Origin of the sequence: uncultured Psychrosphaera sp. (assembly GCF_947500655.1) — a bacterium.
Classification (GTDB): Bacteria; Pseudomonadota; Gammaproteobacteria; order Enterobacterales; family Alteromonadaceae; genus Psychrosphaera.
In genome coordinates this window covers 18,421-43,614 of the sequence record NZ_CANMSK010000007.1, presented here as the reverse complement: position 1 = coordinate 43,614, position 25,194 = coordinate 18,421, and the positions used below count along the sequence as shown (strand labels likewise).

Sequence of the window (25,194 nt, the reverse complement as noted above, 5' to 3'; positions counted from 1 at the left end):
GACCTTTGAGATGCATTTTGCTCAGTTAAAAACACAGTACAGCAATCGTAGTAAGTAAAATTGTGTGAGTATTATACCAGTGCAAAAGCATGTGAATACTGAAATATTTTATTTGTTGGCATAAGGCAAACTAATTTAATTTTAAATTCAAGCAGATAGTAACTCGCTTATCATTTATTTAAATAAAGTGATAAACGAGTTATTTTGATTTTAGCTTATTTGCTAGCAGGTATAACGGGAGTATCTACAACCACATCTGCATTTTGTGCACGGTTGCGTAAGAAATGATCCATTAATGTAATGGCAAGCATTGCTTCAGCAATAGGAACCGCTCTGATACCCACACATGGATCATGACGACCTTTGGTTACTAGAGTTTGGCTTTGACCATTAACATCAATTGTCTCCCCTTCCACATTAATGCTTGAAGTTGGTTTTAATGCAATATGAGCAATGATGTCTTGCCCACTTGAAATCCCACCTAAAATGCCACCAGCATGATTTGACTTAAAGCCCTCTGGCGTTAATTCATCTCTGTGCTCTGAGCCTTTTTGTGCAACCACCTCAAAACCATCACCAATTTCTACGCCTTTTACTGCGTTTATTCCCATTAATGCTTTTGCGATGTCAGCATCAAGCCTGTCAAAAACAGGCTCACCTAAACCAACAGGTACATTTTTAGCGACCACTGTGATTTTAGCACCTACTGAGTTGCCCTGCTTTTTAAGGTCTCGCATGTACTCGTCCCACTTTTCTATCGCATTAGCATCTGGGCAAAAAAATGGGTTAGTTTCAATTATTGATGTATCAACCGTTTCAATCGCTATTGGGCCTAGTTGGCTCATATAGCCAAATATCTCTAAACCTAACTTTTGCTTTAACCAAGCTTTGGCAAACGAACCCGCAGCTACTCGCATTGCTGTTTCACGAGCTGAAGAACGACCGCCGCCGCGATAATCGCGGTTACCGTATTTATGATGGTACGTATAATCGGCATGACCAGGACGAAACTTATCTTTAATGTCTGAATAATCTTTTGAGCGCTGGTCGCTATTTTCAATGACTAAACCGATAGAAGTACCTGTGGTTTTACCTTCAAATACACCGCTTAATATTTTAACTTCATCCGCTTCTCTACGTTGAGTAGTAAAACGTGAAGTACCGGGCTTACGTCTATCTAAGTCTACTTGAATGATAGCTTCATCGATTTCTAATCCCGGAGGGCAGCCATCGATAATACAACCTAAACCTAATCCATGACTTTCGCCAAATGTAGTTACTTTAAATACTTCACCAATGGTATTTCCAGCCATTTTCAGCCCTTTTAATCTATTCGATTCTGATTTTTATTCTGTGTTTAATTCTTTACTTAACTTATTTGTTTAACTATTTATTTTGAACAAACAGTGAGTTATGTTCAACAAGCTGTGCTTTGGTTAATGAAAACACACCTAAACCACCATGTTCAAATTCAATCCAGTTAAATGCAACCTGTGGGAATTCAGCTTGTAGGTGGATCATTGAATTGCCCACTTCCACGATTAATACACCATCATCTGTTAAATGATCTGCAGCCTGTGCCAATATAGTTCTCGTAATATCCAATCCATCATTGCCACTGGCTAAACCAATTTCCGGCTCATGATGAAACTCTTCTGGCATATCGTCAATATCTTCAGCATCCACATACGGAGGATTTGAAACGATTAAGTCATACTGCTGACCACTTACGCCTGAAAATACATCGGACATTATTGGAACAACTCGATCCGCTACATCTAATCTATGAATGTTTTCATCGGCAATCGACAGTGCTTCTGGACTAATATCTAGCGCATCTACTTGAGCTTCTGGGAATGCATAAGCACAAGCTATGGCGATACAAGCAGAGCCAGTACATAAATCCATAATACGTTGTGGCTCATGATTTATTAAACCATCGAATTGATTTCTAATTAATTCACCAATTGGTGAACGAGGCACTAATACACTTTCGTTCACATAAAATGGCAAATCAACAAAGTAGGCAATATTAGTTAAATATGCAGCTGGCTTTTTGGTGCTAATACGTTGGCAAATTAAATCGACAATAGAACCGCGCTCTGACAAGGTTAAGTTAGATGACAATATTTCAGCATTTAACTGCGGTGGCATATTCAGCGCAAAGCTCACTAAAGACAAACACTCATCCCAAGGATTATCGGTACCGTGACCATAATATATATCTGAGGCATTAAAACGGCTTACACCCCAACGTAAAAAGTCGTGTACTGTTTTTAACTCTTCAATTGCTTCTTGTGCCAAAGTTTCTAAATTTGATTCCATTTTTTACCTAACTGATTTTACCTAACTGGCTGGTTTATTTACTATATTTTACTAATTTTATGATACTTATACCGGTACAATAAATACGTTTACAACAAACAAGCGTATTTTATATTGGCTGATGCCTCACCTTAACTTACAATAACAAACCTATCAGCCTCATATCGTTAATAAACTCACTAAGGTGTTTGCATGTCTAAATTTGAAGATGAACCTCATCATCAACTTGATGAAGATGATTTCACAAATGCCATGCAAGGGATTAAGCCTCTTAAGCAAGACAAAATACACTTTGGCAAAGACAACAGCAAGCAAAACAAAGCGCTACAAGCAAACAAATATGAAGATGATAGAACCAGCGATAATAAGCCTAACCTTAAAAATCCAGCGGTCTTCCACTTTTCTGATGAATATGAGCCGTTGATCACATCAAATCAGACCCTGAGTTATGTAGAAGATGGCTTTCCAGCCTATTACACTAAACTATTAAGACGCGGTGATGTTCGCCCTGAAGTTATTTTAGATTTACATGGTTATAACAAAGAACAGACTAAGTTCGATCTGGCAGCCATGATCAAAGACTGTAAAATTAAACATATACCTTGTGCTTGTGTAGTTCACGGAGTTGGCGGTGGAATTCTTAAGGCGAAGCTGCCTCATTATTTAATACAACACCCAGATGTTATAGCCTTGCATCAAGCGCCACTTGAATGGGGTGGACAAGGCGCTATTGTGTTTATTATTAATATTGGGGAAGAATTGGAATACATTCTAAATAGATAAATGCTAACTATGCAAAATAGCAAATCACAGCATTTGATCTGGTGATAATAAAGTTTGTAGTAAACCGGACCATTTATCTATATCAATTTTGATTTTTGCCACGCCAGCTGTCGCCATAATTGGTGTATATCCAGTCAGCTCACCAATAAAATAACTCACTAATGGCATATGAGAAACGCAAATAATATTAGTATCTTTATCTTCGCTTACTTCTATATTAGCGAGTACATAGTCAGTAACACGTTTAGCGTCCCCCTCTGGTGTCAACTCATTAACAACTTCTTGATTATAGGAATGTATACCTTGTGACAAAATAATATCTTTAGTCTGCTGGGCTCTAATATATGGACTTGCATAGACACAGTCGAAATTAGCAACCTGTGTTTTCAACCATAAAGCCGTACGTTTTGCTTCCCATTTACCATGTTCTGTTAACTCACGTAACTCATCGGCTTTGGTCATAGGTTCTGCTTCGCCATGCCTTACAATATAAAGATAAACAGCCATAAATATTCCGACAAATATAGTTAAAAGTTATTAATAAAAAGACGATGTACATATCAGGCTGCAATATAGTCAATTCAGCTTTAATACGCTACCGTTATATTACATATAGCGTATATTTTTATACATTTTATTAGACGCTGTGCCCTTTAGACTTTAAGTTAACGCAAAGGTAAATAGCCTCTAGTATTTTTCAAAAAATACGCTAGGATATTTTAACTCTATAATTCATTTCATCATCTCCTAAGGCAAGGCATTGAGAATAAGTCCAAACGACAATAAAACCTATCACAGCTTTACCATGTTAAATGGTATTAAAGTGTTAATTATACATTCTCCAGATGCCCATAAAAGTGCTTGTTCATTAGTTGTAAACACTGGTAGTTTTGATGATCCTACAGACCGTCCTGGCTTTGCTCATTTTGTTGAACATTTATTATTTAATGGCAATAAAAAGTATTCACAACCCGCTCAGCTAAACGATTTTGTTACCAAACATGGCGGTCATTGTAATGCTTGGACGGCGACTGAGCACAGTAGTTTTCACTTTGATGTACACACAGATATGTTTGGACAGTCGTTAGATTATTTTGCCAATATGTTTATCGAGCCTTCGTTTACAGATGAAGCGATTAAAAAAGAACAAAACGCTATTCATGAAGAATATAAACTGAAATTAAAAGATGATAGTCGCCGAATTCAACAAGTACACAAGGAAACCTGTAACCCGCAACATCCATTTCATAAATTTACCGTTGGTAACAAACACACATTAGCTGATTTACCACAACGTCCGGTAAAAGATGAATTACTGCAATTTTGGCAAACTCATTATCAAAGCCAATTTATGACCTTGTGCCTTATTAGCTCATTACCTGTTACAGAATTAGAAAACAAAGTATCTGAATTATTCTCTAATATCAAAACAATTGATGCGACACAAACTAAACCGCCATTAAATCGTGATTTATATCGCCAACAAGATGTCGCCCTATTTATCGCAATAGAGCCAGTAAAAGAATTACATAAACTTAATATTACTTTTCCATTACCAGGGATAGATCAATTTTATAAAAGTAAAATTGTCAGTTTTATAGCCCACTTAATTGGTGATGAAGGTGAAGGCTCTTTATTTGAACGATTAAAAGATCTAGGGCTTATCAATGCGCTGGCCGCAGGTAATGGTATTTCAGGCAGTAATTTCAAAGATTTTAATATTTCGTTGGAGCTGACACACAAAGGCGAAGATGATTTAGAAGTGGTATTAAACGAAGTTTTTGCTTATCTCAATTGGATTGCAAAACAAACCGCTCCAAGTTACCTATATGATGAACAAAGAAAACTCACCGAAATCAGCTTCCAATACAAAGAAGATATAAAACCATTAGCTTTGGCAAATAATATTGCCATGAACATGCAGCATTATGAGGAAGATAATTACATCTACGGTGATTATTGCATGGACGGATATTCAGCAACGCAATGGCACGAGTTTTTTGCTTACATAAATGCTAACAATATGCGATTAACCTTAGTTAGCCAAAATATTCAAACGGATAAACAAGCAAAGTGGTATCACACACCGTATTATGTTGAAGCTTTATCAAATGAACAGATTGCACAACTGAATTCTCAACAGTGTTCTAAAAATCAATATCACCTTCCACTTGAAAACCCTTATTTAGCTAAAAGCATAAAATTAGAATTACCAGACTTTGATAGTCAAACACCTTTGAGTATTGATACTGAACTGGGCTGGCAAGCTTGGTTTAAACAAGATGTTAGTTTCCGTGTACCAAAAGGCACAATCTATCTCGGCTTAGACTTACCATTTGGCACTCAGTCAAAGTCCAATCAAGCTATGATGCGCTTTTATTGTGATTTATTTATGGATACTGTTTCAGAGCAACATTATCAAGCTGAAATGGCCGGATTACATTACAATTTATATGCCCACAATGCAGGTATGACTTTATATACATCTGGATTAAGCAGTAATCAAGATAGCTTAATACTAACCTTGCTAGATAACATGCTAACGATTAAATTTACCACGATGCGCTTTGACGAAGTTAAACGACAGCTTATTAAACATTGGCGAAATGCAGAAACTAATAAGCCGATAAGCCAATTATTTTCATTGTTAAATTCTACATTGATGCCCAGTACAGCCTCATCAAGTGAATTGGCTGTTGAATTAACTAAAGTCACATTTGAGCAATTTGAAAGTTTCTGTACTGAATTATTTTCTAAAATGTTTACTGAAATACTATTATATGGCAATTGGACAACGGCCCAAGCGAGTAATATCAATAAGAAGCTTAAATCACGTCTTCAGTCGTATGAAAAAGTAACTGAGTTACCTCGCTCAATAACATCACTAACACAAAAAAAACCACTTTATTTGGATAAACTCATTGAGCATAACGACAATGCAGCATTATTGTATATTCAAGGAGTAAATAAACTAGATAATAGAAAATTTGATTATATGGAAAAAGCTATTTTTATATTAATTAGTCAAATCCTATCGCCTTTTTCGTTTAATTATCTACGCACTGAAAAGCAACTGGGTTATCTGGCAGGTAGTGGTTATATGCCACTTTGCAATACGCCAGGGCTAGTTATCTATATTCAATCTCACGATTATACTAGTGATACTTTAAATACCAGTATCACGGATTGTTTGACTTCCTTTATTGCTGAAGTTGAAATGATGGATATTGATGAATTAGAACAACATAAACAAGCGGTGATCCATCAGTACAATGAACAAGCAACCAACTTAAATCAAAAGTCGCAACAGTTGTGGGTTTCCATTGGCAATCAAGATTACAGTTTTATACAAAAAGAAATAATAGCAATGGAAATATCCACAATAACTAAACAGCAATTAACCAATTGGTGTAATAAAAAATTAAACAAAGAAAACTTACGAGGCATTCAGATTGGTTCAATCAACGCTACTCGTTAGCTAGTAGCTTATATAAAACTCAGATTTTAGTTAAAATTCAACCAATTAATATCGCATTCAAGAGAGTTTCTCATCTGTTACTTTATTGTTTTGACATTCAGCACAGTTATAAGTTAGATTCTTCTGCAGTATTAATTTTTTGTTGTAATAATATTGATATTCCCACTTAAAAAAAATAATAAATGGGTAGCTACATTATTGGCGTTTAGCTTTAATTTTCATGCTCAAGCTGAGGAGCAAGCTATAACTCAAGAAGAAGCTATTCCTGTTCTTTTATCTAATTTTCTCGACATCCCAGCTTTGTCAATCTTCGTTGTATCGGCAATAGTTATTGTTATTTTTTTACTTTATAACTTAATGCACTTCAGGCGCTATCAATCAAATATTACGGCAAGTGAAGAAAGGTTAAAGCTTTCTTTGTGGGCCAGTGGTGATGAGATGTGGGATTGGAATATCACAGATGGCACCTTATACAGAACCAATGCAAACGGTGTTTATACTTTACCATCTGTTGACTTAGATACATTCCCCCCCAATCAAGACCTTATTCACCCAGCTGACTTATCCCGAGTTGTCAAAACATTACAACAGCATTTGGCCGGTGAAACTGAATCGTTTGAATGCGCATATCGATTAAAATCTGATAATAATTCATGGAACTGGGTATTGGATAAAGGCAAAGTTGTTAGTTTTGATGATGACCGCCCTAGCCGAATGACGGGAACGTTTAAAGATATTCACCAACTTAAAAAAATTGAAAACGATCTTAAAATCTTTGCTCAAAGTATCGAAAGTATTGCCGAAGGCGTGATTATTTTTGATGCTCAGTTAACTGTTATTCATATAAATCCCGGCTATGAAAATATTACAGGCCAACTAGCTAGTAAAATCGAAGGTTCAAAATTAAAATTTAATAAAGTGACAATGTCTTTAGCCCATGAAATAAAGGCTGAAGTTGACAGATGCGGTAATTGGCAAGGTGATATATCTGGCCAAGCTAAATCTGGCGGATTTTATATGGCTTATATCACAGCCAACTGTATTAAAGATGAAGAAGGTAAAATAACTAATTACGTTGCTATAGTTTCAGATACAACGAAAAGAAAACGCACAGAAGCTAAACTGGTAAAAATGGCAAAAACTGATTCGTTAACGGGTTTGCCTAATAGAAATGCTTTTTTTAATAATCTACAAAAACAAGTATCTAAAAATACACCTACCGCCGTTTTAGTTTTTGATTTAGATAACTTCAAAAAAATTAATGACTCGGTTGGTCATCAACTCGGCGATGAGTTGCTTAAAAAAATTGGCAATAGGATAAAACCACTTTCAGGCGATAATAATACTTTATACCGTTTAGGGGGTGATGAATTTGCGCTTGTTATGGAAGGCACAAACGATATCCATAAGGTCACTATAGTCGCAAAACAAATATTAACTTTGCTATCCACGGCCTACAGGATCAGTCAGCATGAGTTTGTTATTACTGGTAGCATAGGTATCGTTTTATACCCTGATGATGGATTAAAACCTGAAACATTGCTTAGGAATGCAGATACGGCCATGTATCACGCCAAAGCTGATGGTAACAAATACTTATTTTTTAATAATGAAATGAACAAACAAGCGGTTAAACGCCTACAAATAGAAAACTTAATTCGCCATGGTTTAAAAGAAGATTATTTTGAAGTTTATTACCAACCTAAAACCAGCTTAAAATCAAATAAGCTTATTGGTATGGAAGCTTTAGTTCGTTTTATTACACCGAAAAAGGGATTAATAAGTCCAAATATTTTTATTCCTATTGCAGAAGAAACAGGGCAAATAATTGATATAGGCGATGTGGTATTACGAAAAGCTTGTATTGATATGAAAAAATGGATTGATAAAGGTGTGATCACTGGACGTGTTGCTGTTAACTTATCAGCCCGTCAGTTCACATTACCAGACTTAACCGAGAGAATTGATAACATCCTCCTAGAGACAGGTTTATCACCACATAACTTAGAATTAGAGATAACAGAAGGCACGGTTATGGATAACCCAAAACATGCCATAACCATAATGCACCAATTAAGAGAACGCGGTATTCATTTAGCCTTGGATGATTTTGGTACTGGCTATTCTTCTTTGTCGTATCTACGAAAATTCCCGCTAAATACGTTGAAGATTGATAAAGCATTTGTTGACGACTGTGGAACCAATATAGGCAGAGCGATGATAGATACCATAGTAACTATCGCGCGAAATTTAAGTTTATCGACAGTTGCAGAGGGAGTCGAAACTAAAGAGCAGAAGGAACTAATGACATCAATGAAATGTGACTCTATTCAAGGCTATTTATATTCTAAACCTTTATCAGCAAAAGAGTTTTCTCGTTTTGCTAATAAACAAAATAAATTATATAAACTGATAAACTAACTACCGTTAACTCTAGTTAAGCATTAAACTTTACTGAATCGATATCAGTATATTTTAACAATGCCATTTTACGTTTAACGTTAAACATAGGCCAAATAATTGGGCCAAAACACATACCAGCGATAAACCAGTTTTTTTCAGACATACCATTTTTCATAGCTTCTATCGCAACATAAACCGCAAAACCAAAAACAGTTAACATAATTAATAAGACTAACATTCATACCCCACCACAAATTATACCAATTGCATATTAGCCAAGCAGTATAAACCTTATCATGAAAGATCAAATCGGGGATGCCCCTATAATAAAATCAAATTGATATAAACTTTTCGACTCCACTAGCGCTCTGAATTTTAGGTATAAAAAAAGCCAGTAAACCGGCTTTTCTTTGTAACAACTATGTTTATATTTAGTATTAAATATAACTTTGTTGATGAACTCGAATAAACAATGGGCTATCGGGTTTTGAATAATCTACTTTATATTCTTTACCATTTAGACATTGTACAAACAATAACGTTTTTGGTTCACCAAAAGAATCAGGAGACGAAATATTAACAACTTCACAATACGCATCTTTTGCTTCACGTCTGTTTCTAGGAACAATACCATCGTAAATGGCTAAACCGTTTTGAGTCACTTTTACTACAGGTAAGCCAACTTCACTGACCAGTAATAAATCTAATTTTCTTATTTTGTGAATGACGGTATTACGTCCACTTATGATATAGGCAACTTCAGACATACTATTTTCTCTACGGTTTCTACTTTTTGATAAATAATCTTCACCAACTCTAGTCTTATAAACTAGATTGATCAAGCCTACGATTTAATTTCTCGTTTACTTTCTCTATAGTTTAGAGGGTTTTACTAAATAGTTATCGATTAAAATGGCTTAAATACAAAATAAATCGATACACAAATAACACACCAGACTATTATAGCTCGAAATCGGTTACAAATAGGACAACTAGTTTTAAATAATTTCATTTATCTACTTTGATTTATACATTAAAGTGGTAACGTCTCAGTAATTACAGGTACGATATATGGCTAACATTAAATTAGCAACTCTAGGTGGCGGATGTTTTTGGTGCATTGAAGCCGCTCTTAATTCAGTTGAAGGTGTGCTTAAAGCAATTTCTGGCTACTCAGGTGGAGTAATCGAAAATCCGACATACCAACAGATATGCCAAGGTGACTCAGGCCATGCAGAAGTCATACAAGTTGAATTTGACCAAGACATAATTAGTTTTGAACAATTACTAATGTTTTTTTTCCAATTGCATGACCCAACTCAGTTAAACCGACAAGGCAACGATATTGGTACCCAGTACCGTTCGGTCATTTATTATCACGATAATGCACAAAGATTGGAAGCGATGAAACAAATTTCAGAGCTAAACAATCTAAAAATTTGGCCAAGCCCTATCGTGACTGAAATATCGCCAGTTTCGACCTTTTATCCAGCTGAGGACTATCACCAAAACTACGCCAATGAAAATACCGAGCAACCTTATTGTACTTTTATCGTAACGCCTAAATTAGAAAAGTTTAAATATAAATTTAAAAGTTACCTGAAAAACATATAACTTTGCTAGAATTAAAACAATTCAAGTATATTACTCAAACTGATGGTTCACCATTTTAATAATGATAAAAAACAATTCTAAAAAAACGACTTTATTGAAGATAATATTTATCCTCTCTGTTATTTTTGCCTCGTTTTTATTTTTAAAACAAAGTGGTCACTCAGCACTCTCTTTTCAACATGCCGATAAAATCGCTCATTTTTTGATATTTTTCTCTTTAACCTTATTACTCGACTTATCATTTAAGCTATCCGTTACTAAAAGCTTATTAATACTATCAACTTATGGCGTGACCATTGAAGTACTACAAAGCTTTTTACCTTACAGATCTGCATCATTAGGTGATATTTTGGCTGATATATTCGGTGTAGCTGTTTATATATTTGTATGTCGTAAATTCTTTCGTAAATATCTTGAATCCATCACTACAGAACCTTCATGATTAACAGAGTGACAAGTAAACATTGGTTTATTGCAGGACAAGGATCTATTGGGAGTTTTGTCGCTTATAACGCGTTATTATCTGACATAAAGTGCGATCAAATAGTGCGTGATGCTAATAACTCAAAAGCAGCTTTGTTCCATCCTATTGGCAAGCAACCGACTGCATTGCCAACACCAATAACATCCGTTGACTTAACACTTAACTCAATACATTGCTTGATAGTGCCATTAAAGGCCTATGACATAGTGCCATTTTTACAGCAAATTATGCCTTATTTAGCCGATGATGCCGCCATTATTCTATGTCACAATGGACTTGGTACCATAGAGCCAGTTACGGATTTACTAACAAAAAATATGAATTTATTTTTTTGCACAACCAGTAATGGTTTATACAAAAACAAAGATGGCATATTTCAAGCCGGGTTAGGAGAATCACAGTGGAGTCATGTCGCTGGAAATAACCCAGAGAAATTGAGTAATGACGACTTAGTACCTTTGTTTGTTCGTATAACTCAAGTCGATAATCTACAAAAAATTCTGTGGCAAAAGTTAATTGTAAACTGCGTTATCAATCCATTAACTGCATTACATAATATTAAAAATGGAAAATTGGCACAGCCAAAGTTTGTAGAAAACATTGAGTGTATTATTAAGGAAACGTTACTTGTAGCTAATAAACTTGGGATTTCTTTAGAGTTTCAAACCATGTTAAACACAGTAAACCAAGTTATTGCTAATACAGCCGAAAATTACTCTTCAATGAATCAAGATGTCAAATCCCATAAACAAACTGAAATTGATTTCATTAGTGGCTATGTCATAAAAGAAGGGTTGAAACTGAATATCCCAACCCCCGTCTGCCAATCCTTATACGACCAAATTAAAGCGCTATAAACATAAAGCGTTAATAGTTTCCTATTTACCTAAAACAAATACTCTTCTAATACATTTTTTAATTTCGCTAATTGAATCGGTTTGCTCAGGTAACCATCCATACCTGCAGCAAGACACTTTTCTTTATCCCCCTCCATCGCATTTGCGGTTAAGGCTATGATAGGTATAGTTTGATTCAGTTTCCCTGCATCACCCTCTCTTACCTGCCTAGAGGCTTCATAACCATCCATTTCAGGCATTTGGCAGTCCATTAATATCAAATCAAAATAATCTTGTTTGTTACTCAGAATATTAACCGCTTCTAAACCGTTTTCAGCTACCTCAAATTCATAGCCAAGTTTAGTTAACATAAACTCAGCCACTTGTTGGTTAACCTTATTATCTTCAACCAACAAAATTTTATAGTTATTAACACTTTTAATTTTATCGCTTTCAGTGTCTTCAAGCTTTGATAAGTTCGACTCCAGTGACATGCTTGCCTTAGTCGTTTTAATATCGGATTTAATATTACTCAATCTGGTTGCTTGGTTTAGTGTTGGTGTCGCTAAATCACCACATTGCAGTATAAAAGATAAAGTCGTGATGAGATCATCTGCAATAATTGGCTTAGTGAAATAGCCACTAAATCCTAAAGAGGAAACATAATTAGCATCATCTTTAGTACCTAAGTTTGTCATAATAGCTAAGGGTATATTTTTGCTATTTTGTTTCGAGCGTAATAACTCACCTAATTCGACGCCATTAATATCGGGCAGTTGTTTATTGATCAAAGCAATGTCAAAAGCTTCACCTTGCTTTTTAGCATGTTTCTCATCACATAAGATCAATGCCTGTTCGGATGATAAGGCGGTATATACAATAGCGCCCCACTTCTCTAATTGTCGTTGTAGTACAGAACAACTACTCTTATTATTTTCAACAATTAGTACTTCCACTCCAGACATATCTAACGCAGGTAAAGGTTGATCTACCATTTCACTTTGAACGAGTTGTAAATTAATTGAGAAGGTACTTCCTTGCTTGTCAACGCTGCTAACGGTTATCGTCCCCTCCATCAAGGTGATGATTTTGTGGCAAATTGCTAGGCCTAATCCTGAACCACCAAAACGTCGGGTGGTAGAAGCATCAACCTGAGTAAAAGGGTCAAATAACTGCTGTTGTTTTTCTTGGGGAATTCCTATGCCAGTATCGCTTACGTCAATATCGATTGACGTCATCATATTTCCACTTCTACTACGAACTTGAGTTGTACTGACAATTACCTTTATTTCACCCGATTCAGTAAACTTAATCGCATTGCCCAATAAGTTAGTCAGTATTTGGCGTAATTTGGCTGGATCGCCCTTGACCATATGGTGACTAATTTGAGTTAAATCTAATACCAGTTCCAGTCCTTTCTCTTGTGCCATAAAAGCAACAGCCAAAGAAGTATCACCAACCAATTCATTTAAATCAAAATCAATTGATTCTAGTTCCATTTTCCCAGCATCTAGCCTAGAGAAGTCTAAAATTTCATTAATAAGACCTAAAAGAGACTGTGCTGATGATTTAGCCACTTGTGCTTTTCGCAACTGATCTTTACTTAAACCGTCATCTTCCAGAAGTTCTAACATCCCCAAAACACCATTCATTGGTGTGCGAATTTCATGACTCATAGTGGCTAAAAATTCAGATTTTGCCACAACCGCAGCTTCAGCTTCTTCTTTAGCAATAAGTAATCGGTTTTCCGCTATTCGTCTATGCTCTGAAGAGAATATACTGCTCGTTAAAGTTGATATCGACATGACAAATCTTTGCTCATGTTCATTCCAATGCCTAACATCACCAACGTGTTCAACCGATAAAACACCAAACTCACCATCACCAATTGAAAAGACCCCATCTATTAAAGAACTAATATTTAATGGCGTTAAGTAAGTATCTGAGTAATCTCTGGTGGCTGGGTGTGTATGAGCATCATCTATCGAGATTAATACTTCACTAGATATCGCTGAAAAATACTTAGGAAAGTCTTTCTTAGTCAGTAACGCTCCTTCACTAAATACAGCTTTTGATTTTTCGTATAAAGATAAACACTTAAGAGCTTCTAGTTCTGGCTTATATATCCATAAAGACACACGTTCTGCATTTAATACATTAGCTACTGATTGTATTATTGTATTTTTGGAGAGTGCAACATCTCCCCGCAAAACGGCATCATCAATATTTAACTGGGCTAATACTTTATTTTGATTGGCTTCTTCTAAAGCGATGATCTCAGCAAGTTTACGGTCGTTAATATCTTGAAATGAGCCAAATAACCGAACACATACCCCATCTACAATACTGGATTCACCGTGAGCTAATACCCAAACTTCTCGGCCTTTAGCTGTAATTATTTGTAACTCTTCACGCCAAACCATTTCAGCAACCATGCTCTGTTCCACGACTTTTGAAATTCTATCTCGGCTATCACCTTCTTTATAAAAATTAATCGCACCACTAAGTTCTGGTACATAATCATGATCGACTTCGTGGATCATTTTCGTCATAGGTGACCAGTATATTGACCCTTCTATTAGATTGGCTTCCCAAGCTCCAATTTTGGCTTGTTCACTCATATTTTCTAATAAGCGTTTTTGTAACCGTACCCTATCTTCAATTTCTTTTTTGGCTGTAACGTCAACTTCCAATGCCATAAAACCGGTTACTTCATTACGGTCATCAATAATGGGTTTGCAGCTAATAGAGATCCAATACAGACTGCCATTTTTGTGATAATTAATTAAGGTTTCTTCAAATGGCTGTTGTAACTCAAGAGCTAAACGCATGCGTTCTATCGTCGCCTTATCGGACAACTCACCTTGCAAAATATGACCTGGCGATTGTCCAATCACATCGGATAAGCTATAACCTGTGATTATGGTAAAGGCATCATTAACCCATTCTACCTTGCCTGCTAAGTCAGTAAGTACTACCGCGTTATCAGTCTGGGCGGCTATTTGGGATAACTTAGCCATTTCTTTTTGAGATTCTTTTCTTTGCGTTATATCAACTATAAAACCTTCAAGGTATAAAATATTACCTTCAGGATCATAAACTGCATTACCTTTTTCCGACAACCAACGTAACTCTTTGAGACGAGTTTCAATTTTATATTCTACAGTCCATGGCAATCCGGCTTTAATCGCATTAAGAATAATATCCTCAACATGTTTTTGATCATCTGGAGCAATGAGCTCCGCAAATGCTAACTCGTTATTATTAAGCAGTTGCTCCACTGTGTAACCTGTAATCGCCACACACTGTTCACTCATAAATAACATTGTCCAATCAGTATCGTATAAGCAACGGTAGGTTATTCCAGGCATATTTTTGATCAGAGATTCATGCTGTTCTTTACTTTGAGTTAATGCATTTTGATTTGATTTATTTTCAGTTACATCGGTTCGAATCGCGATATAGCGGGTCACCAAACTTTGATCATTCAAAAAAGGCACTATGGTGGTATTAACCCAATAAAAACTTCCGTCTTTAGCTTTATTTCGTATCTCGCCGTGCCAAATCTCTCCAGCGGTAATAACCTTATACATATCGACAAAAAAAGATTTACCGTGGTAGCCAGAATTCAAAATCTTATGGGTATTCCCCAGTAATTCTGCGGAAGAATAACCACTAATTTCCGTAAACTTATCGTTTACATATTCAATAACACCCGCATGATTTGTGATGGTAACAATACAATGTTGATCAATAGCGAACTGTTGATGCTCAAAAATTTTAAGCGTGTTAAGGGTTTCTGCTTGGCTTTTAATTAACAAAGACTCATGCTTTCTCTGAGCAATTAACATGTCATTGAAAGAATTGGCTAATAAGCTAATTTCATATTTAGCATCAATATTTACCTCAGTAACATTTTCCCCTTTTGCTATTAATTTAGAATATTCCACTAACTGTAAGATGGGCTTAATAAAAGCACTGGATTTTTTGTTAGCTAAATAAGTTACTAAGAACACACCAATAATCAATAATATAAGACTGTAATACAACAATTGACTTGCGTTATCTAACGCATCTGCACGTTTTATTTCTGTTATATATAGCCAAGTTACATTTGCAATATTAAGTGGTGTTATATAACCAATAACAGGCTCACCTAAGTTATTAAGATAATATTTGTTAGTTTGTGCGCTAAGAGTTGGATTATTGTTAAATTGAGTGAATAAATCAGTTGTGGGTAATTTTGTTAAAATATCGTCATCAAGGCTCTGAGTTAAAGGACTTCTTAACTTACCATCAGTACCTATAATGTATTGCTGAAGTGAGAGTTTCTTTCTATTAAATTCTTTTATCTTTAAATACAGAGTATCAAGTTTAATTTGAGCCGCTAATACTCCTTGCAGTTCACCTTTATTAAAAATAGGAGTGGCGATAAAAGCAGTTAACCTATCTCCTGATGGTGTATAACGCTCAATATCTGAAAATACGATATCGCCAGTTTCTAAAGTCAGTTTCACCGCATTAGCAAGCAAACTGTCTTTGTACTTTCCAGTCACTAAGTTGGTCGCTAAGTCATCTTCATTTGCCATGCTAAATAAAACATTGCCTTTTTTATCAATAATATATGTGTCATTAATATAATCATGATTTAAATTGGCTAATGCTAATTCATTGGCAGTATGGGTACTGGTCTGCTGCCATAAACTTGATTTGACAAACTTTTCAATATTTCCATCAAATTCTTGTAATTGTCGTTCTAGAGTTGTTAATAAACGTGAGGTAACAGGTGTGTTGGAAAGTTGATTTAAATTATCAATCCGAGATTGAAACCAATTATTGAGATAGTTTTTTCTGCTTTCACCAGCGATAGAAGCTTCTTCAACCGTAAATTGTTCAAGGTTAGACTTTACTTCATAGTAGTTAACCGCTGTTATGATCAGCAAAGGTAAAACAGATAAAATCAAAAACCATTTTAACAAGTTACGATAAAGAGGTGATTGGTAAATTGATGTTAACTTAGGCTCTTTTTGAACCATCACGATTTTCCACAATTCATAAATATTAACAGCCTTGTCTAAATTCTTGATAAGTGTAGCTTATATTTTGGGTTAATAACTAATCAACTGAAAACTTATTGTTATAATCAAACTTGTTATTTTAACATTTACCTAGCCCACACTATTCACTACAATGAGGATCTCATAAATTTATTGGAATGTTTGTGGTTAAAGACATAATGCTCGACGATATAATTAAACACGCTCATCAAATTTGTAGCGACAGTGGCGTTAAATTCACCACAAAACGTGAACATGTTTTATCGGCGTTAATTCAAGCTAGCGAAGCGATGTCAGCATATGAACTTGCTGAGAAATACAGAGAACTATTTGAACAAAGCATTCCTGCTATGTCGGTTTACCGTATTTTAGATTTCTTAGCCGAACATTCATTGGTGCATAAGTTAACGTCTGCCAACAAATATATAGCATGCTCACATATTACCTGCTCACATACTCACAATGTGCCGCAGTTCTTAATTTGTGAAATATGTAATTCTGTATCAGAGATCAGTGTTAAAAAGTCAGTAATGAGTGAGTTAACAACCAGTGTTGAAAAAACAGGGTTTAAGTTAAGTACAACTCAGTTAGAGCTCAAAGGTATTTGCCAAAGCTGCCAAGAATAGTGACTTATCATTAATTTCAGACATAAAAAAACGCACTAATTATTAGTGCGTTTTTGTTTATATCTTAATCGTTATTAGATTATATTGATAACTACTAATAAAACGTTTTACCGTCTTTAGCCATTTTCACTAATATTTCTGCTGGTTCAAAACGATCGCCGTGGATAGCTTTATAACCATTTAAGATCTCAACTAAGTTGTCGATACCTAAACTATCCATATAACGGAACGGGCCGCCTTGGAACGGAGGATAACCAGTACCAAAGATCATACCGATATCACCATCTCTTGCACTACGAACAATACCAGCATCTAAACAACGAGCCGCTTCATTAAGTAACTGCACAACACAACGTTCTGATATTTGTTCAGGTTTTAATTTACTCTTAGGTGATACACCTAAAATAGAATAAACCGACTCATCAACTTGTTTGCCTTTACCAGATAACGTTAATTTATCTACAAAGCTACGTTTTGCCGCTTTGCCATATTTGTAAAAACCTTTTTGATTTTTCTTACCTTTACGGCCGTCAGCAATTAACTTTTCCATTGCAGAAGGAACCGTAAAACGTTCACCAAAGGCATCAAACAAAATCGCTGATACTTTTGAACCAACATCAATACCAACTTCATCTAACAAGGTCATAGGGCCAACTGGGAAACCAAATTTAGTTAAGGCTTTATCTATCTTATCTACTGGCTCACCTTCCATTGCAATTTGAGCGGCTTCATTCATATACAAACCTAAAATACGGTTTACAAAGAAGCCAGCTTCATCTTTAACAACAATTGGAGTTTTACCTTGGCGACGAGCAAATTCAACCGTCGTTGAAATGGTTTCATCAGATGTTTTATCTGTTGCTATTACTTCAACTAATGGCATTTTATCCACTGGTGAAAAGTAATGTAAACCAATTACATTTTCTGGACGCGCTGCTTTAGCCGCAATATCACGGATTGGTAAAGAAGAGGTATTAGAAGCAAACACTGTTTTTTCATTACAATTTGCTTCTATATCTGCAACCATGTTTTGCTTTAATGTTAAATCTTCAAATACCGCTTCAACAATAATGTCCATATCTTTAAAACCAACAAAGTCAGTTCCAGCCGATAACATAGACAATTGTTTTTGCATTTGTGAATGCTTCATAAAACGACGTTTTACTTTCTTATTTAAAATGTCAAAGCTGTATTTAAATGCGTTACGAATACCTTCATGGGCAATATCTTTAATACGTGCTGGTACACCTGCTTTTGTTGTAGTAACAAATGCGATTCCGCCACCCATTAAACCACCGCCTAAAATGCCGGCTTTTTTAACTTTAATAGGTTCAACACCGGCAACGCCATTTTCTTTTTTCATTGCTGTGGTCGCAAAAAACAGGCCACGTAATGCTTTAGATTCTGGAGTCATACAAAGTTCTGAGAAACGTTGAGCTTCAATTTCAAGCCCTTTTTTGGTTCCTTTTTCTACGCCCGTACGAATACACTCAATAATTTTAAATGGTGCTGGGTAATTACCTTTTGTTAAGCGCATAACTTGTTTGCCAGCTTGGTCAAATAATACTTTACGACCAAACGGATTATTTTCTAACAAGCGAGTCATTAATGGCTGTTTTTTCTTTTTAACAACAGGCTTGCCTTTAAGCGCCATTTCTATTGCTGTTTTTAACAAAATACTATTTGGCACTATGTCATTTGCTAAGCCAGCTTTAATCGCTTGCTTACCACGTAGTTGTTTACCAGCAAGCATCATGTCTAATGCTTTTTGTAAACCAACTAATTTAGGTAAACGTTGTGTGCCACCAGAACCTGGCAACAAACCAAGTTGTACTTCTGGTAAACCTAAAACTGTTTTCTCGCTGTCAGATACAACACGACCATGACACGCCATAGCCAATTCAAGTCCGCCGCCTAATGCAGGGCCATTGATTGCAGCAATCACAGGAATAGTCATGGCTTCAATTCGGTTAAATAAGTTTTGACCTAGTTGTGCAATTTCTTTGACTTGCTCTGCCGTTTCACAGCTATCTAACATGGCAACATCAGCACCAGCAACAAACGAATTGTCTTTTCCTGATACGAGTACCAAGCCAACAATATCTTTATTAGCTTCTACTTGATCTAAAACTTCAGTTACTTGCTCTGCAAATTCTGCTTTTAAAACATTCATTGATTCATCAGCCACATCTATGCTGATCACGCCAATGCCATTTTCTTGTATTTCTAAACTAAACGCCGATGCGTTTTTAGTATTTTTAGCCATTTGAGTTTCCTTGCGGGTCTCTTAAAATTAGACTGAATAATTGATTTTTTTGTACCAGTTATAAGTTAGCCATCAACTTCTACAATCATTGACGCACCTAAACCACCAGCAGCACAAGCGGTTGTTAAACCAACACCACCACCACGACGACGTAATTCATTAATTGTTTGTGTAATTAAACGTGTTCCTGTCGCTGCAAATGGGTGACCATAAGCTAGTGAACCACCATTAACGTTAAATTTAGCCATATCAATTTCGCCAATCGCTTTATCTTGACCTAACTGCTCTTGGGCAAACTTTTTACTCGCGAACATTTTCATGTTTGCTAATGTTTGAGCGGCAAATGCTTCGTGCATTTCAATTAAGTCTAAATCTCCTAAATCCATACCAGCACGTTTTAATGCAATTGGAGTCGCGTACGACGGTCCCATCAACATGTCTTCCCAAACATCAATAGCAGCAAAACCAAAGCTACGAATGTAACCTAAAGGTTCATAACCTAATGCTTTAGCTTTGCTCTCACTCATTAACAATATGGCTGAAGCACCATCTGTTAATGCTGTAGAGTTAGCGGCGGTAACTGAGCCGTGTTTTTTATCAAATACTGGACGTAATTTACTGTAACCATCGGCAGTTGAATTAGTACGAACTGTGTTATCCATAGAAATAAAGTCTTTAAACGGTTCAGGATGAGCCGTCATTACTTCATCTTTAAAGATGCCACTTTCCCATGCTTTAGTCGCCAATGTATGAGAACGATGCGCTAATGCATCTTGATCTGCTCGGCTAATATTATGGGTTTTCGCCATTTGCTCTGCTGTCTGACCCATGCTTAAGTTAGTTGAGTATTCAGCAACTGCAGGAGGAACTGGCATTAAGTCTCTTAAACCTAATTTTCTAAGAATTTGAAAACGTTGACCTAATGTTCTAGCTTTATTTAAATCAACTAACGCTCGACCTAATTTTTTACTTACGCCAATTGGTAATACTGAAGAAGAGTCGGCTCCACCTGACACACCAACAGAAATGTGGCCAGCCATAATAGATTCACAAATATTAACGGTAGATTGGAAACTTGTTGCACAAGCTCTTGATACGGAATAGGCATCGGTGCGTACATTCATACCAGTACCTAATACGATTTCACGTGCAATATTTGGCGCAGCAGGAGATTGTACAACTTGACCATAAACTAATTGTTCAATTTCTAACGGGTCTAATTCTGAACGCTGTAACATTTCAGAAACAACCATTTTACCTAGATCAAGAGCTGGAACTCCGTGATAGGCCGTTGCTTGTTTGGCAAAAGGAGTACGCAATCCGGCAACAACCGCGATACGATCTCCATTTTTTGTTTGAAGTTTATTAGTAGTCATTATTTCACCCTGTTTGAATTTATTTTTGTCAAAGTGTAGTTGCATCAAAACAGATGTTACCACCTAAGCTGACAAATTATCACAGACACTTCTGGTCTGACCTGATATTAACTTACCAATAATAACCATATCTATATAGAATTAAAACCAATAATTTAATATAAGGTAGTGGAAAGATTTAATATTTTTATTTTCTACATAATAAGTAGATACTAGCGCCATTGATTTAGATTAGTAACAGATATATTGTCATAGCTAAACTTTAGCTTAATTATTGTTGCATCAGAGACAATTGTTTAAATTGTAAACGATTGATTTTTAATCACTTGTTTTTTCTATTGGGAACCTTATATAAGTTTAATTATCATAGGTACCGATTCAGTGACAATTTATAGTATTAGTCACAAACATATAGCTCAGGAATGTAAAACATGTCAGTAACTCGTTTTAACCAATTAAAACAATATTTAGACTCACAAGTTATAGGTCAACCAGATTTTACTAAAGGTATTTTAGTCGCCCTACTCGCAGATGGGCATTTATTAGTTGAAGGTCCTCCTGGTTTAGCTAAGACTCGTGCCATAAATGCACTAGCTAATGGTTTGGAAGGCGACTTCCATCGAGTTCAGTTTACACCTGATTTACTCCCTGCTGATTTAACAGGTACCGATATATACCGTCCAGAGACGGGTGAGTTTAAATTTGAAAGCGGCCCGTTATTTCATAACTTAGTATTAGCAGATGAAATAAACCGTGCCCCAGCAAAAGTACAATCGGCATTACTAGAAGCAATGGCCGAAAGACAAGTTACCGTTGGTAAAACCACTTACCAGTTACCTGAATTATTTTTAGTAATGGCCACACAGAACCCGCTTGAACAAGAAGGTACGTATCCATTACCTGAAGCCCAGCTTGACCGCTTCTTAATGCATTTAAATGTCGACTACCCAGGTGCAGAAACAGAAATTGAAATATTGCGTTTAACCCGAGGAGAGGCATTACAACAACCGGTTGCACAGCCAGAGCCATTGTCGCAAGAAGATATATTTAAAGCTCGTAAAGATATTCTTTCAATTCATCTATCATTAGAATTAGAACAATATTTAGTGCAGTTGATCATAGCCACTCGTCAGCCTGAACTGTATGACGCCGATCTTAAAAAGCACATATCTTTTGGTGCCTCACCTCGTGCCACTATCGCACTAGATAAATGTGCAAGAGCAACCGCATGGCTAGATGGACGTGATTTTGTTACACCAGATGATATTCAAACTGTTTATTTTAACTGCTTACGCCATCGTATTTTATTAAGTTACGAAGCTGAAGCTGCAGGCATCACTGCCGACCAAATACTTAGCCGTATTTTAGAATTAGTTGCCGTACCTTAATAAGCAGTAAAACAGGATATTAAAGACGTTATGACTGACTCTGCTGCATTAAAACCACAAAAGCAATTACAAGATGAGCTAAAAACTGGAATTGAGTGGCTTAACCGTCACGAAATTTCAGGTATTTCGATTAGCTTTGATGAATTACTAATGTATAGAAACTTTACTCATTTGTTATCAAACAAACCAAACAGTAAAGTCAAACATCAGATGTCTGGGCAATATCTGGCCAAAACTAAAGGCCGAGGTATGGAGTTTGATGAAGCTCGCCATTACCAACCGGGTGATGATGTACGCACAATCGACTGGCGTGTAACGGCACGTACAGGTAAAACCCATACAAAAATATTTAGAGAAGAAAAAGACCGACCGGTTTTTGTCTTTTGTGACTTATTACCGTCAATGCGATTTGGCAGTCAGTTGTTATTTAAATCCGTACAAGCTTGTCACTTAAGCGCATTAATCGCTTGGACCGCTAAAAAACGCGGCGACAAAATTGGTGGATTAATTTTATCCGAACAAGATTTATATGAAGTGAAACCAAGAAGCAGCCAACAAGCTGTTTTACATTGGTTAACCGCGCTTAAAAACAATAATAATGCATTGCCTATGCAGCAAAACATATCCGTTAATAGCGTTGATAAACAAACCCAAGAACAAAAATTCATTGAAGCGTGTGCTCATTTAAGACGAGTAGCGCATCCGGGTAGTTTGGTTTACATCATTAGTGATTTACAGCATTTAACCAATGACGCTTTACAGCATTTGTATCAACTGCAAAAACATTGTGAGGTTGTGGCTTGTTGGATTAACGATCCTATAGAAAAAACATTACCAAAATCAATGTCTGGTTTAATGCCTGTCACTAACGGTAACCAAACAAAAATAGTGAATAATACTGCCCAATTAGCTGATTACAAACTAAAAGCTCAACAGCACTTTTTATCCAAAAAAGATACCCTACAGGATCACAATATTAAGTGGCTATCAATCTCAGCGGGTCAGCCTTTAAGTGAGCAACTTTAACTATGCAACCTGATTTACTTTCACAATTAAAAGATATTCAAACACCTGAAAATATTGGCAACTGGCCTTTAGCGTGGGGATGGTGGGTTATTATTGCAGTTTGTTGCGTATTGATAACGATAGCGCTAATTGCAACTTACCTTTTTCTAAAAAAACGTAAAGCAAAAAATCAAGCGCTCAAATTATTAAGGCAGTTAGAGCCAGAACAAAACCCAATTCAAACAGTACAAACCATTAACAATGTACTTAAACGTGTAATGTTGGCGTATTGCCCACGTGATGAAGTTGCTAATTTAACAGGCGAAAAATGGTCATTCTGGCTTAATAGTATTGGCAATGAAAATACCCACATCAATCAAGAATTTATGCAGCTCGCTTATAAATCTGACTGTAGCCCTGAACAAGCCTCAGAGTATTTAACTCAAGTCCAAAATTGGATTAACAAAAATTTGCCTTTATCTTCACAGCAGTACTCGACATCTATAAGTAATGGTAAAGGAGAGCAACATGTTTAGTTTCGCTTGGCCTTGGTTGCTACCTCTGTTAATTGTGCCCTTTTTAATTTATTTATTACCGGCGGTAAAAAAGCAAGAATCTACAGCTCTGTTCTTACCTACTTTTGATTTTATTGGCACACCAACTGAGTCTAAAATACAACAAGGTTTTCCTTGGTTTGCTTTTCTTATTTGGACTTGTCTAGTTGTTGCAGTTGCAAGACCACAGTGGCTAGGTCAGCCAGTGACTATTCCACAAGAAGGCCGCGAAATTATGCTAGCGGTAGATTTATCTGGTTCAATGCAATATGAAGACATGATGATTGGCACTCACAAAGTAAATCGTCTAGTTATGCTTAAATATGTATTAGATGATTTTATCGATCGCCGTGTTGGTGACCGCTTAGGACTAATCTTATTTGCCGATACCGCTTATGTGCAAACGCCACTAACCTATGACAGAAAAACAGTACGTCAAATGTTAGATGAAGCTACATTAGGCTTAGTTGGTGAAAAAACAGCAATCGGTGATGCACTTGGTTTAGCCGCAAAACGTTTTAATGATAAAGAAGACTCGAACCGAATTCTTATTTTACTTACCGATGGTCAAAATACAGCTGGAAATATCCAACCTAAAGAAGCATTGGAAATTGCGGTAGCAGCTGGCGTTAAAGTTTATACCATAGGGGTTGGTGCCGATGAAATGTTTGTACGTAGCTTTTTTGGTAATAAAAAAGTAAATCCATCAGCCGACTTAGACGAATCTTTGTTAACTAACATTGCTACGCAAACCGGAGGTAAGTACTTTAGAGCTAGAGACACGCAAAGTTTGCAGCAAATCTATGAAATATTAGACGAGCTTGAACCAATTGAAGACGATCCTATTCAACTACGACCTTTGCAATCGTTATTCTTTTGGCCATTGAGCTTCGCGTTATTACTTTCGGTATTAGCTGTTTTACTTCCGCTTATTCAACGTTCTTTTGAGTCAAGTAAGTTATACAAAAACCTAAATTCATCAAGACCAAGGAGTTAATT

19 protein-coding genes are annotated in these 25,194 nt (G+C 36.1%); 11 read left to right on the top strand and 8 right to left on the bottom strand.

Features of this window, described 5'->3' with window-relative positions:
• Positions 1 to 215: 215 nt before the first annotated feature.
• Positions 216 to 1,313 carry a chorismate synthase gene (gene aroC / locus Q0940_RS07860; protein WP_299266668.1) on the bottom strand — a complete coding sequence of 366 codons (1,098 nt, stop codon included), beginning with the start codon at positions 1,311 to 1,313 and terminating at the stop codon, positions 216 to 218.
• Between the two features lie 73 nt (positions 1,314 to 1,386).
• Positions 1,387 to 2,325, bottom strand: a complete 939-nt coding sequence (gene prmB / locus Q0940_RS07855) for a 50S ribosomal protein L3 N(5)-glutamine methyltransferase (protein ID WP_299266665.1) — start codon at positions 2,323 to 2,325, stop codon at positions 1,387 to 1,389.
• 192 nt (positions 2,326 to 2,517) lie between these two features.
• On the opposite strand from prmB, the gene smrB reads away from it, so the two are divergent.
• On the top strand, positions 2,518 to 3,108 hold the full coding sequence (gene smrB / locus Q0940_RS07850; RefSeq protein ID WP_299266663.1) for an endonuclease SmrB: 591 nt from the start codon (positions 2,518 to 2,520) through the stop codon (positions 3,106 to 3,108).
• A gap of 24 nt (positions 3,109 to 3,132) precedes the next feature.
• On the opposite strand, the gene sixA is transcribed toward smrB, so the two are convergent.
• Complete coding sequence (sixA, locus tag Q0940_RS07845; protein ID WP_299266660.1) at positions 3,133 to 3,615, bottom strand: phosphohistidine phosphatase SixA; 483 nt, start codon at positions 3,613 to 3,615, stop codon at positions 3,133 to 3,135.
• A 253-nt stretch (positions 3,616 to 3,868) separates the two neighbouring features.
• On the opposite strand from sixA, the gene Q0940_RS07840 reads away from it, so the two are divergent.
• Both Q0940_RS07840 and Q0940_RS07835 read left to right on the top strand, forming a co-directional pair.
• The gene (locus Q0940_RS07840) at positions 3,869 to 6,586 is read left to right on the top strand and encodes an insulinase family protein (protein WP_299266657.1); all 2,718 of its coding nucleotides are present in this window, start codon (positions 3,869 to 3,871) and stop codon (positions 6,584 to 6,586) included.
• Positions 6,587 to 6,784: 198 nt separating this feature from the next.
• Positions 6,785 to 9,007, top strand: a complete 2,223-nt coding sequence (locus Q0940_RS07835; protein WP_299266654.1) for an EAL domain-containing protein — start codon at positions 6,785 to 6,787, stop codon at positions 9,005 to 9,007.
• 16 nt (positions 9,008 to 9,023) lie between these two features.
• Here the strand turns inward: Q0940_RS07835 and Q0940_RS07830 are convergent, their stop codons facing one another.
• Positions 9,024 to 9,227 carry a hypothetical protein gene (locus Q0940_RS07830; protein ID WP_299266651.1) on the bottom strand — a complete coding sequence of 68 codons (204 nt, stop codon included), beginning with the start codon at positions 9,225 to 9,227 and terminating at the stop codon, positions 9,024 to 9,026.
• A gap of 199 nt (positions 9,228 to 9,426) precedes the next feature.
• Positions 9,427 to 9,756, bottom strand: coding sequence for a hypothetical protein (locus tag Q0940_RS07825; protein ID WP_105053316.1), 330 nt, complete (start codon positions 9,754 to 9,756; stop codon positions 9,427 to 9,429).
• A 304-nt stretch (positions 9,757 to 10,060) separates the two neighbouring features.
• Here Q0940_RS07825 and msrA point away from each other — a divergent pair, with 304 nt between their 5' ends.
• From msrA to Q0940_RS07810, 3 genes are all read left to right on the top strand, one after another.
• Entirely contained in the window at positions 10,061 to 10,603 is a 543-nt protein-coding gene (gene msrA, locus Q0940_RS07820; protein ID WP_299266642.1) for a peptide-methionine (S)-S-oxide reductase MsrA, read from the top strand.
• Positions 10,604 to 10,664: 61 nt separating this feature from the next.
• The gene (locus tag Q0940_RS07815) at positions 10,665 to 11,045 is read left to right on the top strand and encodes a VanZ family protein (protein WP_299266639.1); all 381 of its coding nucleotides are present in this window, start codon (positions 10,665 to 10,667) and stop codon (positions 11,043 to 11,045) included.
• Positions 11,042 to 11,944, top strand: a complete 903-nt coding sequence (locus Q0940_RS07810; protein ID WP_299266636.1) for a 2-dehydropantoate 2-reductase — start codon at positions 11,042 to 11,044, stop codon at positions 11,942 to 11,944. The genes Q0940_RS07815 and Q0940_RS07810 overlap by 4 nt, the downstream gene beginning before the upstream one ends.
• 29 nt (positions 11,945 to 11,973) lie before the next feature.
• Here Q0940_RS07810 and Q0940_RS07805 read toward each other — a convergent pair whose 3' ends face one another.
• The gene (locus Q0940_RS07805) at positions 11,974 to 16,959 is read right to left on the bottom strand and encodes a PAS domain S-box protein (protein ID WP_299266941.1); all 4,986 of its coding nucleotides are present in this window, start codon (positions 16,957 to 16,959) and stop codon (positions 11,974 to 11,976) included.
• 185 nt (positions 16,960 to 17,144) lie between these two features.
• Between Q0940_RS07805 and Q0940_RS07800 the strand changes: the two genes are divergently transcribed.
• On the top strand, positions 17,145 to 17,606 hold the full coding sequence (locus tag Q0940_RS07800) for a Fur family transcriptional regulator (protein WP_299266633.1): 462 nt from the start codon (positions 17,145 to 17,147) through the stop codon (positions 17,604 to 17,606).
• A gap of 94 nt (positions 17,607 to 17,700) precedes the next feature.
• Here the strand turns inward: Q0940_RS07800 and fadJ are convergent, their stop codons facing one another.
• Together fadJ and fadI are read right to left on the bottom strand one after the other, a co-directional pair.
• Positions 17,701 to 19,872: a fatty acid oxidation complex subunit alpha FadJ gene (fadJ, locus tag Q0940_RS07795; RefSeq protein WP_299266629.1), complete on the bottom strand. Its 2,172-nt coding sequence runs from the start codon at positions 19,870 to 19,872 to the stop codon at positions 17,701 to 17,703.
• Positions 19,873 to 19,937: 65 nt separating this feature from the next.
• Positions 19,938 to 21,248, bottom strand: coding sequence for an acetyl-CoA C-acyltransferase FadI (gene fadI, locus Q0940_RS07790; RefSeq protein ID WP_299266626.1), 1,311 nt, complete (start codon positions 21,246 to 21,248; stop codon positions 19,938 to 19,940).
• A gap of 431 nt (positions 21,249 to 21,679) precedes the next feature.
• Between fadI and Q0940_RS07785 the strand changes: the two genes are divergently transcribed.
• Genes Q0940_RS07785 through Q0940_RS07770 form a run of 4 tightly spaced genes read left to right on the top strand, consistent with a single transcriptional unit; the run spans position 21,680 to position 25,192 of the window.
• On the top strand, positions 21,680 to 22,636 hold the full coding sequence (locus Q0940_RS07785; RefSeq protein WP_299266623.1) for a MoxR family ATPase: 957 nt from the start codon (positions 21,680 to 21,682) through the stop codon (positions 22,634 to 22,636).
• Between the two features lie 30 nt (positions 22,637 to 22,666).
• Complete coding sequence (locus Q0940_RS07780; protein ID WP_299266620.1) at positions 22,667 to 23,662, top strand: DUF58 domain-containing protein; 996 nt, start codon at positions 22,667 to 22,669, stop codon at positions 23,660 to 23,662.
• Between the two features lie 2 nt (positions 23,663 to 23,664).
• Positions 23,665 to 24,177, top strand: a complete 513-nt coding sequence (locus tag Q0940_RS07775; RefSeq protein ID WP_299266617.1) for a DUF4381 domain-containing protein — start codon at positions 23,665 to 23,667, stop codon at positions 24,175 to 24,177.
• Complete coding sequence (locus Q0940_RS07770) at positions 24,170 to 25,192, top strand: VWA domain-containing protein (protein WP_299266614.1); 1,023 nt, start codon at positions 24,170 to 24,172, stop codon at positions 25,190 to 25,192. The genes Q0940_RS07775 and Q0940_RS07770 overlap by 8 nt, the downstream gene beginning before the upstream one ends.
• Positions 25,193 to 25,194 lie beyond the last annotated feature (2 nt).

Excerpts from the sequence above, each read along its gene's own strand:
- aroC (WP_299266668.1), bottom strand. The coding sequence starts at position 1,313 with ATGGCTGGAAATACCATTGGTGAAGTATTTAAAGTAACTACATTTGGC.
- fadI (WP_299266626.1), bottom strand. The coding sequence starts at position 21,248 with ATGACTACTAATAAACTTCAAACAAAAAATGGAGATCGTATCGCGGTT.
- Q0940_RS07830 (WP_299266651.1), bottom strand. The coding sequence starts at position 9,227 with ATGTTAGTCTTATTAATTATGTTAACTGTTTTTGGTTTTGCGGTTTAT.
- msrA (WP_299266642.1), top strand. The coding sequence starts at position 10,061 with ATGGCTAACATTAAATTAGCAACTCTAGGTGGCGGATGTTTTTGGTGC.
- Q0940_RS07805 (WP_299266941.1), bottom strand. The coding sequence starts at position 16,959 with ATGGTTCAAAAAGAGCCTAAGTTAACATCAATTTACCAATCACCTCTT.
- smrB (WP_299266663.1), top strand. The coding sequence starts at position 2,518 with ATGTCTAAATTTGAAGATGAACCTCATCATCAACTTGATGAAGATGAT.
- Q0940_RS07780 (WP_299266620.1), top strand. The coding sequence starts at position 22,667 with ATGACTGACTCTGCTGCATTAAAACCACAAAAGCAATTACAAGATGAG.
- Q0940_RS07815 (WP_299266639.1), top strand. The coding sequence starts at position 10,665 with ATGATAAAAAACAATTCTAAAAAAACGACTTTATTGAAGATAATATTT.
- sixA (WP_299266660.1), bottom strand. The coding sequence starts at position 3,615 with ATGGCTGTTTATCTTTATATTGTAAGGCATGGCGAAGCAGAACCTATG.
- Q0940_RS07785 (WP_299266623.1), top strand. The coding sequence starts at position 21,680 with ATGTCAGTAACTCGTTTTAACCAATTAAAACAATATTTAGACTCACAA.
- Q0940_RS07825 (WP_105053316.1), bottom strand. The coding sequence starts at position 9,756 with ATGTCTGAAGTTGCCTATATCATAAGTGGACGTAATACCGTCATTCAC.
- Q0940_RS07770 (WP_299266614.1), top strand. The coding sequence starts at position 24,170 with ATGTTTAGTTTCGCTTGGCCTTGGTTGCTACCTCTGTTAATTGTGCCC.
- fadJ (WP_299266629.1), bottom strand. The coding sequence starts at position 19,872 with ATGGCTAAAAATACTAAAAACGCATCGGCGTTTAGTTTAGAAATACAA.
- Q0940_RS07810 (WP_299266636.1), top strand. The coding sequence starts at position 11,042 with ATGATTAACAGAGTGACAAGTAAACATTGGTTTATTGCAGGACAAGGA.
- Q0940_RS07775 (WP_299266617.1), top strand. The coding sequence starts at position 23,665 with ATGCAACCTGATTTACTTTCACAATTAAAAGATATTCAAACACCTGAA.
- prmB (WP_299266665.1), bottom strand. The coding sequence starts at position 2,325 with ATGGAATCAAATTTAGAAACTTTGGCACAAGAAGCAATTGAAGAGTTA.